The 15203-nt window shown below is 71.6% G+C and carries 12 protein-coding genes and 1 pseudogene; 7 read left to right on the top strand and 6 right to left on the bottom strand.

The features are described 5' to 3' along the window. Positions 1-65: 65 nt before the first annotated feature. The 5 genes from ACZ58N_RS22785 to ACZ58N_RS22765 form a co-directional block, all read right to left on the bottom strand. The gene (locus ACZ58N_RS22785; protein ID WP_471162797.1) at positions 66-701 is read right to left on the bottom strand and encodes a rhomboid-like protein; all 636 of its coding nucleotides are present in this window, start codon (positions 699-701) and stop codon (positions 66-68) included. 83 nt (positions 702-784) lie between these two features. Continuing rightward, positions 785-1504 (bottom strand): ABC transporter permease, encoded by a 720-nt coding sequence (locus ACZ58N_RS22780; protein WP_471162794.1) that lies wholly within the window; start codon positions 1502-1504, stop codon positions 785-787. Positions 1505-1514: 10 nt separating this feature from the next. Continuing rightward, the gene (locus ACZ58N_RS22775; protein ID WP_471162791.1) at positions 1515-2426 is read right to left on the bottom strand and encodes an ABC transporter ATP-binding protein; all 912 of its coding nucleotides are present in this window, start codon (positions 2424-2426) and stop codon (positions 1515-1517) included. Continuing rightward, entirely contained in the window at positions 2423-3310 is an 888-nt protein-coding gene (locus ACZ58N_RS22770) for an ABC transporter permease subunit (RefSeq protein WP_471162788.1), read from the bottom strand. Before ACZ58N_RS22770 ends, ACZ58N_RS22775 begins: the two co-directional genes overlap by 4 nt. Then, complete coding sequence (locus tag ACZ58N_RS22765) at positions 3300-4349, bottom strand: ABC transporter ATP-binding protein (protein ID WP_471162785.1); 1050 nt, start codon at positions 4347-4349, stop codon at positions 3300-3302. The genes ACZ58N_RS22770 and ACZ58N_RS22765 overlap by 11 nt, the downstream gene beginning before the upstream one ends. Before the next feature lie 226 nt (positions 4350-4575). On the opposite strand from ACZ58N_RS22765, the gene ACZ58N_RS22760 reads away from it, so the two are divergent. The 4 genes and pseudogenes from ACZ58N_RS22760 (at position 4576) to ACZ58N_RS22745 (ending at position 8312) form a co-directional block, all read left to right on the top strand. Continuing rightward, positions 4576-5445, top strand: a complete 870-nt coding sequence (locus ACZ58N_RS22760) for a M24 family metallopeptidase (RefSeq protein WP_471162782.1) — start codon at positions 4576-4578, stop codon at positions 5443-5445. A gap of 5 nt (positions 5446-5450) precedes the next feature. Beyond that, positions 5451-7223: an SDR family oxidoreductase gene (locus ACZ58N_RS22755; RefSeq protein ID WP_471163099.1), complete on the top strand. Its 1773-nt coding sequence runs from the start codon at positions 5451-5453 to the stop codon at positions 7221-7223. 38 nt (positions 7224-7261) lie between these two features. Beyond that, positions 7262-7387 (top strand): annotated as a pseudogene (locus ACZ58N_RS22750) (metal-dependent hydrolase); the annotation flags it as partial. A 10-nt stretch (positions 7388-7397) separates the two neighbouring features. Then, positions 7398-8312 (top strand): MerR family transcriptional regulator, encoded by a 915-nt coding sequence (locus tag ACZ58N_RS22745; protein WP_471162779.1) that lies wholly within the window; start codon positions 7398-7400, stop codon positions 8310-8312. A 104-nt stretch (positions 8313-8416) separates the two neighbouring features. Here ACZ58N_RS22745 and ACZ58N_RS22740 read toward each other — a convergent pair whose 3' ends face one another. Then, on the bottom strand, positions 8417-9313 hold the full coding sequence (locus tag ACZ58N_RS22740) for an aquaporin (RefSeq protein ID WP_471162777.1): 897 nt from the start codon (positions 9311-9313) through the stop codon (positions 8417-8419). Between the two features lie 132 nt (positions 9314-9445). Between ACZ58N_RS22740 and ACZ58N_RS22735 the strand changes: the two genes are divergently transcribed. The 3 genes from ACZ58N_RS22735 to ACZ58N_RS22725 all read left to right on the top strand — a co-directional run bounded on the left by ACZ58N_RS22735 (position 9446) and on the right by ACZ58N_RS22725 (position 15146). Further along, positions 9446-9985, top strand: coding sequence for an RNA 2'-phosphotransferase (locus ACZ58N_RS22735; protein WP_471162774.1), 540 nt, complete (start codon positions 9446-9448; stop codon positions 9983-9985). 161 nt (positions 9986-10146) lie between these two features. Then, positions 10147-12057, top strand: a complete 1911-nt coding sequence (locus tag ACZ58N_RS22730; RefSeq protein ID WP_471162771.1) for an HSP90 family protein — start codon at positions 10147-10149, stop codon at positions 12055-12057. Continuing rightward, positions 12054-15146: a tetratricopeptide repeat protein gene (locus ACZ58N_RS22725; protein ID WP_471162769.1), complete on the top strand. Its 3093-nt coding sequence runs from the start codon at positions 12054-12056 to the stop codon at positions 15144-15146. The genes ACZ58N_RS22730 and ACZ58N_RS22725 overlap by 4 nt, the downstream gene beginning before the upstream one ends. The last annotated feature ends 57 nt before the right edge of the window (positions 15147-15203 follow it).

Below are 15203 nucleotides of genomic sequence, written 5' to 3'. Positions count from 1 at the left end.
GGGAGGGGGACCGGCCCTCGATGTGTTTCACGTGAAACAGGGGCTGCTTCCCACCGGAACGCGGTTCATGTTTCACGTGAAACGGGGTGTCGGGTGAGAGGCCAGGCGAGCAGGCCGACGGCGAGCGAGATGGCGTGGCCGAGGTCCGTGAAACTGCGGTCGCTGAGGAGCGGGATGCCGAAGAAGGCGACCGCACCGGCCAGGTAGAACCATCTCCAGGGGTGGGGCAGCCGGTAGGTGAGCACGCCCACGGACGCCGCCAGGCCGTAGCTGACGCCGATGTCGACGACATGGGTCATGCTGTGCGGCGCGCGGTGATCCTGAATGGCCATCAGGAGGACCTTCTGACTGGCCAGGGTCGCCGTGATGTGGGCGGTCGCGACGATCAGGAGCCAGCGCAGGGTGCCGAGCCACCGCTCGACGGGGGCGTGGAAGCACTCGAAGAGCAGGGCGTAGAGGGCGAGCGAAGCCGGGTTCTCGATCCAGAAGGCGCTGCTGAGCAACGCGCGGATGGGGTGCTGGACGAGTTCGTGGATGTTGCTGCTGTTGCGGTGGAGCAGCACGTGCTCGACCCGGTCCGGGGCGATCACGACGATGACGCTGGTGATGGCGATGATCAGCAGCCAGATGTGCGTCCCGGGCGAGGAACGTATCCAGGACCGCAAGGGTCTGGACGGCTCCGGCTCGGTGTGCTCGATCATGCCCCGATGATCCCGCGCGAAGCTGTGCCCCGCCTGGCCGGTGGGCCGGGCGGGGCACGGGCGATCGGCCTGTCGAGGTGGGCCTACTCCTCGCCGGCCAGGGTGAGACGGCGCAGCTTCTGGCCCGCGTAGGCGGTGGCGCCGACGGTGACCACCACGAGCAGGATCACAGCGGTGGGCAGGCCCACACTGGCGTCGACGTACCCCGGTCCGGCGACCTTCTCGGCCAGGGACAGCGACCACTGCTGGACGCTGAGGGTCTTCGCCCCGGAGACGAGGCTGCCGAAGAGGGACTCCCAGATCAGGGCGTAGACGAGGCCGAAGACGACCGCGTGCCGACTGACGGTGCCGAGGAGCAGGAACAACGCGCTGTAGGCGATCGAGGCGACGAGGGAGGCGACCGTGTAGGCGACGGCGATCTGCTGGCCGTTGCCGTTGAGGATGAAGCCGGCGATCAGAGTGGGGATCGCGGAGAAGGCCATGGTGACGGCGATCGCGACGATCAGCTTGGTCAGGATGATCGTGGGCCGCTTCACCGGCTTGGAGAGCAGGTAGACGATCGAGCCGTCGTCGATCTCGGGACCGATGGCTCCGGTGCCGGCGATGACGCCGATCAGCGGGACCATCGTCGCCAGGGCGAAGCCGCCGAGGAGATCAGCGGCGACCTTGTCGTCCACCCCGGTGAAGGCACGGACGGCGATGGAGATGACGATCAGCAGGGCGGGCAGCGCGAAGAGGATCAGCGCGCGGCGGCGGCCGAGCAGGGCCCGGTAGGTGAGCCGGGCAACGGTGGGGTTGTACATGCCAGCTCCTTCAGGCCGTGACGAGGTAGGAGAAGACCGACTCAAGGGACTCGTCGGAGGGCGAGACCGTGAGCAGCCGGATGCCGTGCGCCCTGGCCACCTGCGGCAGCAGCTCGGTGAAGCGCCCGAAGTCGACGGCCTGGATGCGCAGGGCGCCCTCCTTGAGGTCGACCTCGATGCCGGCCGTGGAGGGGTCGGCGATCAGGGCCGCGGCGAGGGCCCGGTCGTCGGAGGAACGGACCAGGTAGCGGTGCGGTCGGTCCGTCATCAGGCGGCGGATCCGACGGAAGTCGCCCGAGGCTGCGTGCCGGCCGGCGACGACCACCTCGATGTGCGAGGCGAGCTGCTCGACCTCCTCCAGGATGTGGGAGGAGAACAGGACGGTGCGGCCCTCGTCGCCCATGCGTCGCAGCAGGTCCATGAGCTGCATGCGCTGTCGCGGGTCCATACCGTTGAACGGCTCGTCGAGGAGCAGCACCGACGGGTCGTGGACGAGGGCCGAGGCCATCTTCACGCGCTGGCGCATGCCCTTGGAGTACGTGGCGATCTTGCGGTCCTGCGCGTACTCCATCTCGACGGTGGCGAGCGCGCGCTGGGCGGCCGCGTCGTCGAGCCCGTGCAGTTCGGCGTTGGCCACCACGAACTCGCGGCCGGTGAGGAAGTCGTACATGGCCTCGCGCTCTGGCACGACGCCGATCTGCGTGTAGACCTGCTCGTTGCGCCAGATCGGCGCGCCGTCGAGGGTGACGGTGCCCGTGGAGGGGGCCAGGAAGCCGCCCATCATGTTGATGAGGGTGGACTTGCCGGCGCCGTTGGGGCCCAGCAGGCCGGTCACACCGGGGCCGATGCGCATGGTGACGTCGTTGACGGCGACGACGTTGCCGAACCAGCGTGAGGTGTGGTCGATGTCGATGACGGTCACAGCCCGGCCTTCCGGTAGCGGGCCATCAGGGCGGCGTAGGAGCCGGCGATGAGGCCGAGGACGACGAGCAGGTAGACGACGCCGACGGCGGCCGAGGGGCCGTCACCGCCGGGGAAGGCTGAAGTGGCGCCGAGGAACGCGGTCTGCACGCCGTCGATCAGGGTGATCGGGGAGAACAGGCCCATCCACTCGATGGCGCCGGTGTTCCCCGTCGAGTAGGCCACGGCCTGGATGGTGGAGACGGCGCCGTAGGGGATGAGCAGCAGGCCGATCACGGCGGCGACGCCGAACCCGCGGCGCGGGGTGAGCGCGGCCATGACCAGGCCGAGGCCCGCGAAGAGCAGCGACAGCAGCAGCACCGACACGAGTCCCTGCCCGAATCCCTTGGTCTGGTCACCGAAGTCGAACTTCGCCAGCAGCGAGCCGATCCACATGATCAGCAGCGGGGTGGCGGTGAGGATGAAGAGGGCCGATGCCATGGCGGCGTACTTGGCCACGACGTAGTCGACGCGCTCGATGGGCCGCGAGAAGTACAGCGGCACGGTCTTGAAGCGCAGGTCCCGGGATACCGATTGGGGTGCCTGCGACGCGAGGTAGAGCCCGATGACCACCTGGGTGGTCAGGGCGTACGTCGTGTACTTGATCGGTAGGTCGGTGGAGCCGGGGACGGCGATGGCCACCGCGACGATGATCAGCGCGGGGACGCACATCACCGCGAAGAGGATCATCGGCAGCACCTTGGACTTGGCGGAACGCCCGAGGCCGTACGCGCCCCGCAGGGACTGCGAGAAGAGCGACTTGCGGGCGTAGGCGCGGCCGAGCCTGGGGCCGTCGTAGGACCGGTAGCCGATGTTGTGGATCTGGGTCGAGGTGTCAGGCGCCATCGGAACCGGCTCCCTTCTGCTGGACGAAGTTCTGGGCGGGCGGCTGGGCGGAGAGCGAACCCTGCTCGACGGGCGGCCGGGCCTGTTCCCGGGCCAGCCGGTCACTGTCGCGGAAGACCTCCGCGATGTGGTGGCGGCGCTGCTCCATGCGGACCAGGCCGATGCCGAGGTCGGCGACGGTGTCGCGGACCATGTCGTACGTCTCCTCGCCCGTCGCCTCCACCAGGAGGATGTGGCCGGCGCCGGGCAGGCCCTGCTCCTCGCCCTCGTGCAGGGTGATGCCCGCCGCCACGAGTGCCTTGCGCAGGGCGGCGGTGCCGTCCGGGTGCTCGTCGGAGTCGGTGACCTCGACCGCGAGGGTCGTGGTGGTCTGCGTGAAGTCGCTGGTGGAGCTGGAGCGCAGCAGCTTGCCGCCGTCGACGACCACCACGTGGTCGCAGGTCCGCTCCAGTTCTCCGAGGAGGTGGGAGGTGACCAGCACCGAGATGCCGAAGTCGGTGTGGATGCGTCGGATCAGGCCGAGCATCTCGTCCCGGCCCACCGGGTCGAGGCCGTTGGTCGGCTCGTCGAGGAGCACCAGTTGCGGATCGTGGACGAGCGCCTGAGCCAGCTTGACGCGCTGCTTCATGCCGGTGGAGTAGCCGCCGATGGGGCGGTAGCGCTCCTCGTAGAGCCCGACGTGGCGCAGGGTGTCGGCCGTCCGCTCGCGTGCCGCGGTCGGCGGGAGCCCGGACATGCGGGCCATGTGGACGACGAACTCGGTCGCCGAGACGTCGGGTGGCAGGCAGTCGTGTTCGGGCATGTAGCCGACGCGCTCACGGATGGCGCTGCCATGCGTGGCGACGTCGAGCCCGAGTACGGCGGCACGGCCCTCGGTGGCGGGGGACAGTCCGAGCAGGATCTTGATCAGCGTGGACTTGCCGGCTCCGTTGGCGCCCACGAGCCCGGTCACGCCGGGTCCGATGTCCAGGGAGAGCCGGTCGAGGGCGGTCACTCGGGGGTACCGCTTGCTCAGGCTTTCGGTCGCGATGACAGTCACGGCTTCGACGTTAGTGCCGATGTCCGCGCGGATCGTCAGACCTGGAGCGGGAACCCGTATCCGCCTTGAGGACTACGACAAAGCCGGAACCCTGACCCGAGGCTGACGCGAACCGGACAAGTTTGTCCACAGGTCGGTGCACGACCCTTGACGTGACCCCCGGTCATTGTCACATTCATCAGTGTCAAGTTACGGGCGCGTACGGCTATGAGGACGGACGGCTGGTATGGCTGGGGACACGAAGCAACGCACCGCGCGGCCCGCCGGGCGGCTCTCCGCCGAACTGCGCGGCTTCCAGGAGGTGCAGCGCCTCGCCTATGAGTGCGCCGAGACCGTCGCGGCCCAGTTGCGGCCGGGCGTGACCGAGCGCGAGGCGGCGCGGATGCAGCGCGACTGGCTGCGCGAACGCGGCGTACGGGACTGGTTCCACCTGCCGTTCGCCTGGTTCGGGGACCGCACCGCCTTCGCGGGCTTCAGGATCCCGCTGCAGTTCTTCCCGACGAACCGGCGGCTGGAGCCGGGCATGCCGTTCATCCTCGACATGGCGCCGGTCCACCGGGGCTACGCGGCCGATGTCGGCTACTCCGGGAGCCTCGGCCTCAATCCGGTGCAGGACCGGCTGATGGCCGACCTGCGCCCGCACCGCGACCTGATCCTGGAGCAGGTGCGCGAACGCCGCTCCCTGCGCGAGATCTACGAGAACGTCGAACGGTTGATGACGCGGCAGGGGTACGCCAACCGGCACCGCGCCTACCCCTTCGGGGTGATCGCGCACAAAATAGACCGGGTCGAGGAGCGGCGGTGGTCCCCGACCGCGTTCGGATTCGGCACCCGGTCCCTCAAGGGGCTGGCCTCCGACGTCCTGCACGGACACCGGGACGGTTGGTCCCCCCTGTGGAGCCCCTACCGGTTCTCCGACCACGCGCCGCAGCCCGGCCTGTGGGCGGTGGAGCCGCACCTGGGCTTCAGGGGCACGGGCGCGAAGTTCGAGGAGATCCTGGTGGTCACCGACTCCCGGGACCCCGAGGAGAGCGCGTACTGGCTCGACGACGACCTGCCGCACGTGCGGCGCTGGGCTGAGGAGAAGGCGGGATGAGCGGGATGAGCGGTACGGCACTGGCGGGCGGGCGGGAACGCCGGGTCAGCACGGGCGGCATCGAACTGTGCGTCGTCGAGCTCGGTGACGCGGACCGGCCGACGGTGGTCCTGGTCCACGGCTACCCGGACAGCAAGGAGGTCTGGTCCGAGGTGGCCGAGCGCCTCGCGACCCGCTTCCACGTGGTGCTGTACGACGTGCGCGGGCACGGGCGCTCCACGGCGCCGGTCCCGCTGCGCGGCGGCTTCACCCTGGAGAAGCTGACCGATGACTTCCTGGCCGTGGCGGACGCGGTCAGCCCCGACCGGCCCGTGCACCTGGTCGGCCACGACTGGGGCTCCGTACAGGGCTGGGAATTCGCCACGGTCGCCCGCACCGAGGGACGGATCGCCTCCTTCACCTCCATGTCGGGGCCCTCGCTGGACCACCTCGGACACTGGATCAAGAAGCGGGTCGCGCGTCCCACCCCGCGGCGGGCGGCGCAGCTGCTCCACCAGGGCTCGAAGTCCTGGTACATCTACATGCTGCACACGCCGGTCCTGCCGGAACTCCTCTGGCGCGGTCCGCTCGGCAAGCAGTGGCCCAAGCTGCTCCAGCGCGCGGAGAACCTCCCGATCGGGGCCTACCCGACGGACTCCCTGCCCTCGGACGCCGCCCACGGTGCCTGGCTGTACCGCGACAACGTCCGTGGTCGCGTGCGCGCGCCCCGGAACGACGCCTACGCGCACGTACCGGTGCAGCTGATCACGCCGACCCGGGACGACTTCCTCTCCGAGCGGCTCTACGACGACCTGGAGCTGTGGGCTCCGGACCTGTTGCGGCGCACCCTGCCGGCGAAGCACTGGATACCGCGAACCCGGCCCGACCAGGTCGCCGCGTGGATCTCGGAGTTCGTGACCGCCCGGGAGGAGCCGGCGACGCGGGCGCCGGAGCAGAAGGCTCCCGGCAGGTACGCGGACCGGTTCGGCGGACAGTTGGTGCTCGTCACCGGCGCTGCCAGCGGCATCGGGCGCGCCACGGCCTTCGCGTTCGCCGAGGCCGGGGCCCGGGTGGTGGCCGTGGACCGCGACGGCGAGGGCGCGGCGCGCACCGCCGAGATGGCCCGCCTCGTCGGCGCCCCCGAGGCCTGGGGCGAGTGCGTCGACGTGAGTGACGAACAGGCGATGGAGAAGCTGGCGGTGAAGGTCGCCGCCGAGTACGGAATCGTGGACGTACTGGTCAACAACGCGGGGATCGGTCTGTCGGGGCCGTTCCTGGAGACCACGGCCGAGGACTGGAAGAAGGTCCTCGACGTCAACCTGTGGGGTGTCATCCACGGCTGCCGGATCTTCGGGAAGCAGATGGCCGAGCGCGGCCAGGGCGGTCACATCGTCAACACCGCGTCCGCCGCGGCGTACCTGCCCTCCCGCACCCTGCCGGCGTACAGCACCTCCAAGGCGGCGGTCCTGATGCTCAGCGAGTGCCTGCGCGCCGAGTTGGCCTCGCAGTCGATCGGGGTCTCCGCGATCTGCCCGGGCATCGTGAACACCAACATCGCCGCCACCTCGCGGTTCGCCGGGGTGGACACGGCCGAGGAGAAGCGCCGCCAGGAACGCTCCTCGCGGATGTACGGGCTGCGCAACTTCCCGCCGGAGAAGGTCGCCGACGCGATCGTGCTGGCCGTGGTGAAGAACCAGGCGGTCGTGCCTGTCACGCCGGAGTCCAAGGGCGCCCTGTGGATGTCCCGCTTCGCGCCGCGCACGCTGCGGCGGATCGCGAGGCTGGAACCCCGGCTGTGAACCGGGCGGGCGGAGCCGGCCCCGGCACGGCCATGTCCCCCTACTTCCGACGGTCGTACCATCCCTCGCAGGAGGTCTCGCTGCGCACGGCGGTCGAGTACCTGGCGGCGCCTCCTGCCGCCCGGACCGCGGCGGACGCGGTCGGCCGAGCCGTCATGTCGTAGGGAGCCGGGATTGTCCGATCAGGCGGTGGCCGAGTACCGGATCGAGGATCTGGCCCACCACAGCGGCGCGACGGTACGCACCATCCGGGCGTACCAGGACCGCGGTCTGCTCCCCAAACCGGAGCGCCGCGGCCGGTCCAACGTGTACCGGGACACTCACCTGGCACGGCTGCGCCAGATCGCGGACCTGCTGGACCGCGGCTACACCCTGGCCTCCATCAAGGAGCTGTTGGAGGCCTGGGACGCAGGGCGCGGCCTGGGCGGCGTCCTGGGCCTGGTCGCCGAGGTGCACGGGCCGTGGACCGATGAGGAGGCGGACCGGATCAGTCGGGCCGACCTGGACGAGCGGTTCGGGGGCCGGCCCGACGACGAGGCGGTGGACGAGGCCTGCGAGCTGGGGGTGCTGGAGCGGATGCCGGGCCGCCCGGACGAGTTCCTGGTGCCCTCGCCGCAGGAGCTGGCGGTGGCGGCCGAGCTGTACGCGGCCGGCGTGCCACTGGTGGCCATCACCGGGCACCTGCGCGAGCTGCGCGGGCAGGTCGAGCACATCGCCTCGCGCTTCCTGGAGTTCACCACCGAGCACGTCTTCGCCCGCTACCTCGGGGAGGTGCCGCCCACGGACGCCGACGCGGCCGAGGCGGCGACGATGGTGCGGAGGCTGCGGCCACTGGCCCAACAGACGGTGGACGCCGAACTCGCCCGGGCGATGCGGATGTTCGCCACCCGGCACCTGCAACGGCACCTCGGCGCCTCCGGTACCGCCCAGGCGTCGGGGCCGACTCCGGTCGCCCTGCCCGCGGACACCGTACGGGCGGTGCAGGAGCTGGTGGGCCCCGATCACGTGGCGGACTTCGTCCGGGCGGCGACGGAGCGCGAGCTCCAGGCCCGGACGATGAACGATCTGGCCCGCCGGGGCGGCCGATAATGCTCGATCAGTAGTCCACAGGGCGAATGGCACAACCGACCCCCAAAATCGCCCAAAAGCCTGTGGACAAGTCCACTTTTCCTGTGGGCAATGGGGAAGGGCCCTCAGACGACGGTCTCGTACGCGGGTCCGGTGCGCCGCATATCGGCCACCGGTTCCTCCGCGTCGGCGGGCGACCCGTCCCGGGCTCCTTCCCGCGCGTTCCCCCGGGCCCCTTCCGGCACCTCCCCCTGCGGCCCTACCGGCACGCCCACGGGTGCGATCCCCTGCGAACCGGCCTGGATGCTCACCGGTGCGATCTCCTGCACGCCGGCGCGACCCTCCCGCCCGTAGAGCAGGGTCGCGAGGCCGAGCCCGAGGGCGCCGCCGACCAACTGGGCCGCCACGAAACCCGGGAGCGACTGCGGGGCGATGCCGGTGAAGGAGTCGCTGAAGGCCCGCCCGACGGTGCCCGCCGGGTTGGCGAAGGAGCCCGAGGAGGTGAACCAGATCGCGGCCCCGATGTACGCGGCCACCGCGGCCGGGATCAGTTTCGCGCGGCCGATCCGGCCGAGCCCCTGGATGACCAGCACCAGCCCGGCAGTGGCGACGACCTCGCCGACCAGGAGGTGGCCGCCGTCGCGCACCTGCGTGGCGAGGGTTCCCGGGGTCCTCCCGAACATCGCCTCGGCGATGACGGCCCCACCGATCGCCCCCGCGATCTGGGCCACGGCATAGGCCAGGGCTTCCCTGCCGTCGAGCCCGTCGCGACCGCAGCGGCGCGCCCACCAGGCGGTGAGCGTGACGACCGGGTTGAGGTGGGCACCGGACAGCGGCCCGAAGAGCGTGATGATCAGCCCGAGCCCGATGGCCGAGACGAGCGAGTTGGCGACGAGGGCGACACCGGTGTCGTGACTGAGGGCCTCGGCCTGGATCCCCGACCCGATCACCACCATGAGCAGCGCCGCGGTGCCGATCAGTTCGGCTGCCGCACGCCGCAGCAGCGAAGCCTGGTGTGTCATGTTTTCTCCCTCTGGGCCGCAGTCCAGCGGAAAATGTATTCCGTATCTTGGAAGAGCGGTAGAGGTGGTCCACCCGTCGGCACCGGCGAAAAATCCCTGCCGGAGCCCCGCCCGACGCGGCACGCTGGGGACATGGAAGAAAGACGCACCGTGAAGGTGTCCAAATACGTCTCAAAACACCTGCGGCACCAGCCGGAACGCATCGGACTGACGCTCGATCCGCAGGGCTGGGTGGAGATCGACGACCTGCTCGACGCGGCCACGGCCCACGGGTTCCCCGTCAGCCGGGCGGAGCTCGACCACGTGGTCGCCTCCAACGACAAGCAGCGCTTCGCCGTCGACGGCACCCGCATCCGGGCCAGCCAGGGCCACACCGTCGCGATCGACCTGGACCTGCCCGAGGCAGAACCCCCCGCGTACCTGTACCACGGCACCGTGGCCGCCGCCCTGGACTCGATCCGCGCCGAAGGCCTGCGCCCGATGGCCCGCCACCACGTGCACCTGTCGCCCGACCGGGAGACGGCGACCCGGGTGGGAGCCCGCAGGGGGCGGCCGATCGTCCTCGCCGTCGACGCCGGGGCGATGCGCGCCGCCGGCCACGTGTTCCGGATCAGTGCCAACGGGGTGTGGCTGGCGGACGCGGTACCACCACGGTTCCTGCGGTTCTCGTAGCGACCGCGGCGGACACATCGCAGGGCGGACACCTCACGGGCCGACAATTCACAGAGGAATTGTCGGATCATCCCCCTACTCTGTTCCTCACTCCGGGATCCGTGAGGGGGGGTACCTCGCGATCGCCGACCATCCCATGCGAGCAAGCGAGGTGACGCCTCATGACGTCCACACCCCGGCCCCCGTCCCCCTCACCGTCGGATTCCTCCGCGGCCTCCTCCCCGGCCTCGGCCTCCGACGAGGAGACCGCCGTCAACAGCTTCCAGGTCGACCTGCGCGGCCTGGTCGACCTGCTGTCGCACCACCTCTACTCCAGCCCCCGCGTCTACGTCCGCGAACTCCTCCAGAACGCCGTCGACGCCGTCACCGCCCGGCAGGCCCACGAGCCCGGCGCACGGGTCCACATCCGGCTGTCGGCCACGGCCGGACGGGTCACCATCGAGGACTCCGGCATCGGCCTGACCACCGCGGAAGCCCACTCCCTCCTCGCCACCATCGGCCGCAGCTCCAAGCGCGGCGGCGAGCACGGCCTGGAAACCACCCGCCAGGAGTTCCTCGGCCAGTTCGGCATCGGACTGCTCGCCTGCTTCGTCGTCGCCCGGCAGATCCGCGTCATCACCCGCTCCGCCCGCGACCCCGAGGCCGTGCCCGTCGAATGGTTGGCCACCGACGACGGCTCCTACACCGTCCGCGAACTCCCGCACGAAGCCCGGCCGGAGCCCGGAACCACCGTCCACCTGGAGGGGCGTCCCGGTTCCGAGGAGTGGACCGAGCCCGCCAGGGTCGAACGGCTCGCCCGTGACTACGGCTCCCTGCTCCCCTACGACATCACCTTCGACGACGGCGAAGGCGGTGCGCCCCGACCGGTCACCGACCGGCCCGCCGTCTGGGACCGCCCCTTCCCGACCCCCGCCGCGCGCCGCGTCGCGCTCGCCGGCCACTGCACGCGGCTGTTCGGCTTCACCCCGCTCGACACCATCGACCTCGACCTGCCGGTGGCCGGAGTGCGCGGAGTCGCGTACGTCCTGCCCGAACCGACCAGCCCCGCCCACCGGGCCGGACACCGCGTCCACCTCAAGGGCATGCTGCTCACCGACCAGGCCTCCAACCTGCTGCCGGACTGGGCGTTCTTCGTCCGCGTCGTCCTGGACACGGACACGCTGCGCCCCACGGCCTCCCGCGAGAACCTCTACGACGACGAGACGCTGGCCGCCGTGCGCGAGGCGCTCGGCGGCCGCATCCGGGCCTGGCTGACCGAGCTCGCCGCGAGCGAACCGGAGCGTCTGGCCGCCTTCATGGGCGTCCACCACCTCGGGGTGAAGTCCCTCGCCCGACATGACGCCGAGCTCCTCGGGCTGATGCTGCCCTGGCTGCCGTTCGAGACCAGCGACGGCTCGATGAGCCTGGAGGAGTTCGCGGCCGCCCACAGCGACATCCACTACACGCACACCGTCGAGGAATTCCGCCAGATCGCCCCGATCGCCGCGGCCCACGGCCTGGGCGTCATCAACGCCGGCTACACCTACGACGCCGACCTGCTCGCCCTGCTCCCCTCCGTACGCCCCGACCTCAAGGTCACCGAGCTCGACGCCGGCGCCGTCACCGAGCGCCTCGACCCCGTCCCCACCGATGTCGAACTGTCCCTCGCCGCCTTCCTGTCGACCGCCCGCACCCGCCTGGAACCCCAGGCGTGCGACGTGGTGCTGCGCGCCTTCCAGCCCGTCTCCGTGCCCGCCCTCTACCTCGACGACCGGCAGGCCCGTCAGGAACGCGACCGCACGGCAGCGCTCGACAACGCCGACAGCCTGTGGAGCGGCATCCTCGGCTCGCTGCGCGGTTCGGGACCGCGCGCCCGCCTGGTCCTCAACCACAACAACCCGCTGATCCGACGGATCGCGGGACTGCCCGACGCGACCCTGACCGGCACCGCCGTCGAATCCCTCTACGGGCAGGCGCTGCTGATGTCCCAGCGACCGCTGCGGCCCGCCGACTCCACCCTGCTCAACCGGGCCTTCCTCGGGCTCCTGGAATGGGCGACCCACTCCGTCGAGAACCCGAAGGACAGCCAGTGAGCGGCATGACGGCCGAAGAGATCCGGCAGGCGCTGTACGAGAACCACCGTCTGCCGCAGGGCGCCGCACGCAACGCACAGGCCGAGGCGCTGACCGCCGCGGCCGAGACCTGCGGCGACCCCGACGTGTTCCGCCAGGCCCTGGTCACCCAGATCGACGCCTACGAGTACAGCTCCGAGCGCAGCCGCATGGTGGTCCCCTTCGCCCGCCTCCTCCAGGAGTACGACCGCGATCCCGGGGCCTTCGACGCGAGCGACGTCCACTCCCTCTTCTGGCGCTTCAAGTGGGTGTCCGGACAGATCATCAGCACGCCCGACGTTCCCATCGCGGCCATCACCGGCTACCTCGACGACATGGAGAAGCGCTACCGGATCGCCGGGTACGGAGAACGCGCCGTACGGCAGTCCGAGTACTTCCTCGCGGACGCCATCGGGGACGACGATCGGGCCGAACGGGCCATGGCCCGGTGGCGGGCGGCCGACCGCGACGCGATGAGCGACTGCCACGCCTGCGAGACGAATTCCCAGGGCTCCTACTGGGCGGGCAAGGGCGAGGACGCCAGGGCGATCGAGGTCTGGGAGCCCGTCCTGAACGGCGGGCAGACCTGCATGGAGGAGCCGCACCGGGTCCTGGCCCGGTCGCTGCGCCCGCTGCTGCGCCTCGGCCGCACCGACGACGCCCGCGCCCACCACCTGCGCGGATACCGCATGGCACGCGGCAAGGAGGGGCTGCTGCGGGCGATCGGCCAACACATCGAGTTCTGCGCCCTCACCGGCAACGAGGCGCGCGGCGTGGAGATCCTCGCCGAGCACGGCACCCACCTGCGCCCCCTCGCGGACGTCAAGACGCAGATGGACTTCTACGGCGGCGTCCTCGTCCTGCTGCGGCGGCTGTCCGAACTCGGACACGGCGCCGACCCGACGGTGCCCTTCGGCGGCGCCGCCCGCACCGTCGACGAACTGCACGGGATCCTGTACGCCGAGGCCCGGCACATCGCGGAGCGCTTCGACGTCCGCAACGGCACCACCCGTGTCTCCGAGCGCTTCCTGACCCGCATCGCGCAGACGCCGCTCGTCGACGTCCTGCCGCTCGGGGTGCGCAGTGCCGCGCTGCCGACCCCCGCCCCGCCCGCACCCCGGCCGACGTCCCCGGTCTCCCCCGCGGCCACCGGTTCCACGGGCGCGCCCGCCACCGAGGGCTTCGCCGAGTTGGTGGAGCGGGCCCGGGACGCGCGGGAACTGGGGCATCCGGGCTCCGGAGCGCTGTGGGCCGCCGTGGCCGCACGGGTGGCCGCGCTCCCCGCGTCGCAGGTGGAGCCCCTGGTGGCCGCGGACGTGGCCGACCATCACGCGCTGGTCGCGGCGCGGGCCGGCGCCGAGGACGCCGGCCGGCTCCTGACCGCGGCCCGGGACACGTACCGGGCATTGGGGCAGGGCTCCCGCGCGGCCCTCGCCGAGCTGCGGCTGGCCAGTGTCGCCGCACAGGCCGGGGCGGAACCGGGGGAGGTACGGGCCCTGCTGACGGCGGCCACCCGGTCCGCCGTGGCCCTGGACCCGGCCGACCCGGCGCGAACCCGCCGGATCGCGCTCGCGGAACTCGCCGCGATCCGCCTGGAGCCCTACCTGCGGTCCGTCGAGGCGGCGCGGGAACACGCCGACGACGCAACCGACGCGAGCCACGGGCACGGCCACGATCACGACGCCGGCAGCGCGCTGCTCGCGTCTGCGCTGGCCGACTTCGTCGCCGTGCACGCGGAGAGCGACACCTCCGGCAAGGAGCTGTCGGACGTGATCTCGGAAGCCGAGGAACTACTGGGCAGGGTGGCCCTCTCCCAGGGCGACACCGAGCGTGCGCTGGCGCTGCTGGACGCCTCCGCCGCCCGTTCCGTCCGGGCCGGCCGGCCGTGGCTGGCACCGGACCCGCTGGTCCTGCGGGCCGGGGTGCTGAGGTCACTGGACCGGTTCGCGGAGGCGGAGGAAGTGGCGCGGGAGGCGCTGGAGCACTCCGCCGAGGTGACGGACCCCGAGGAGCAGGGGATCGTGCGGCTCACCCTGGCGGACATCCTGCTGCGCCGGCCGGACGGGGCGGCGGAGGCCGCCGAGCACTCCCTGACGGCGGCGCACTGGTTCGACCAGGCCGGCCTGACCGCCGACGGCGGGGCGCAGGCCCGGCTGCTGCTGGCCCGCGCCTACGCGCAGGACGACCGCAACGCCGACGCGGCGGAGGTGCTCCAGTCGACCCTGCCCGACCTGCTGGAGCACGGTGAGGGCCAGGCCGTGGCGGCCCGGGAGTTCCTGGGCGACCTGCTGCGGGAACTTCGCGAGTCCCGGCCCGCGGCGGAGCAGTACCTGTTGGCGGCCGAACTGGTCCGGGGATGGGAGGACCCGCGACCGCAGGCGGGCTTCGCCCAGTCCGCCGCCGACTGTCTCTCCGACGCCGGTCTGGTGGAGGAGGCCGTCGCCGCCTACCTGCGGTCCCTGGAACTGCACCGGCAGGTCGGCGGCGCCGTGATCGCCGAAGTCCGGATCCTGCGGTCGCTGGCCTGGCTGGGCCTTCGTGAGCGCGTCGACGAGGCCTCGGTGGCGGCGGCCCGGATCCGGATGGACGAGGCGGCCGGAGTGCTGGAGGAGGCGCTGGCCACCGATCCGCAGTCCCCGGAGCTGCGGTCGGAGCTGGCGCAGACCTGGCACCAGATCGCGCAGGTCCTGGACCGACAGGTCGGCACGCAGGAGCAGGACGATGAGGGCGCGGCCGAGGGTGGCGCGGAAGACCGGGACGAGGCGCGGGGCGGGGCGTCCGAGGCTCCCGGCAGGTTGAGCGCGGACCGGATCGAGGCGCTGAGGCTGGAGGAGGTCGTCCTGTGGGAGCGGGCGGCCGCCCTCTACGCGGACCTGGGCACCGACTACCTGCCGGGCCGTTTCCAGTGCCTGAACAACGCCGCCTGGACCGAGCAGGAACTGGGACGCCCCGAAGCGGGAGCCGCACGGATCGCGGCGCTGGTCGAGGAGATCAAGGCGCTGCCCGCGGAGGTCGTCCCTGAGTGGCTGCTGCCACAGGCGGAACGGACCGTGGCGGCCCTGACGTCCTGAGTCCCGGTGCGGGACGCCCGACGTCCTGACACGGGCCCCGGCCCCGGCTCCCGCAAC

It is taken from the genome of Streptomyces sp. NPDC040432 (genome assembly GCF_055595445.1).
The sequence above is the reverse complement of the archived record's forward strand: the minus strand, read 5'-3'. Positions and strand labels throughout refer to the sequence as shown.

Bases quoted from the DNA above. Each gene is read 5' to 3' on its own strand.
- ACZ58N_RS22785 (WP_471162797.1), bottom strand. From the start codon at position 701: ATGATCGAGCACACCGAGCCGGAGCCGTCCAGACCCTTGCGGTCCTGG.
- ACZ58N_RS22780 (WP_471162794.1), bottom strand. From the start codon at position 1,504: ATGTACAACCCCACCGTTGCCCGGCTCACCTACCGGGCCCTGCTCGGC.
- ACZ58N_RS22770 (WP_471162788.1), bottom strand. From the start codon at position 3,310: ATGGCGCCTGACACCTCGACCCAGATCCACAACATCGGCTACCGGTCC.
- ACZ58N_RS22760 (WP_471162782.1), top strand. From the start codon at position 4,576: ATGGCTGGGGACACGAAGCAACGCACCGCGCGGCCCGCCGGGCGGCTC.
- ACZ58N_RS22755 (WP_471163099.1), top strand. From the start codon at position 5,451: ATGAGCGGTACGGCACTGGCGGGCGGGCGGGAACGCCGGGTCAGCACG.
- ACZ58N_RS22740 (WP_471162777.1), bottom strand. From the start codon at position 9,313: ATGACACACCAGGCTTCGCTGCTGCGGCGTGCGGCAGCCGAACTGATC.
- ACZ58N_RS22735 (WP_471162774.1), top strand. From the start codon at position 9,446: ATGGAAGAAAGACGCACCGTGAAGGTGTCCAAATACGTCTCAAAACAC.
- ACZ58N_RS22730 (WP_471162771.1), top strand. From the start codon at position 10,147: ATGACGTCCACACCCCGGCCCCCGTCCCCCTCACCGTCGGATTCCTCC.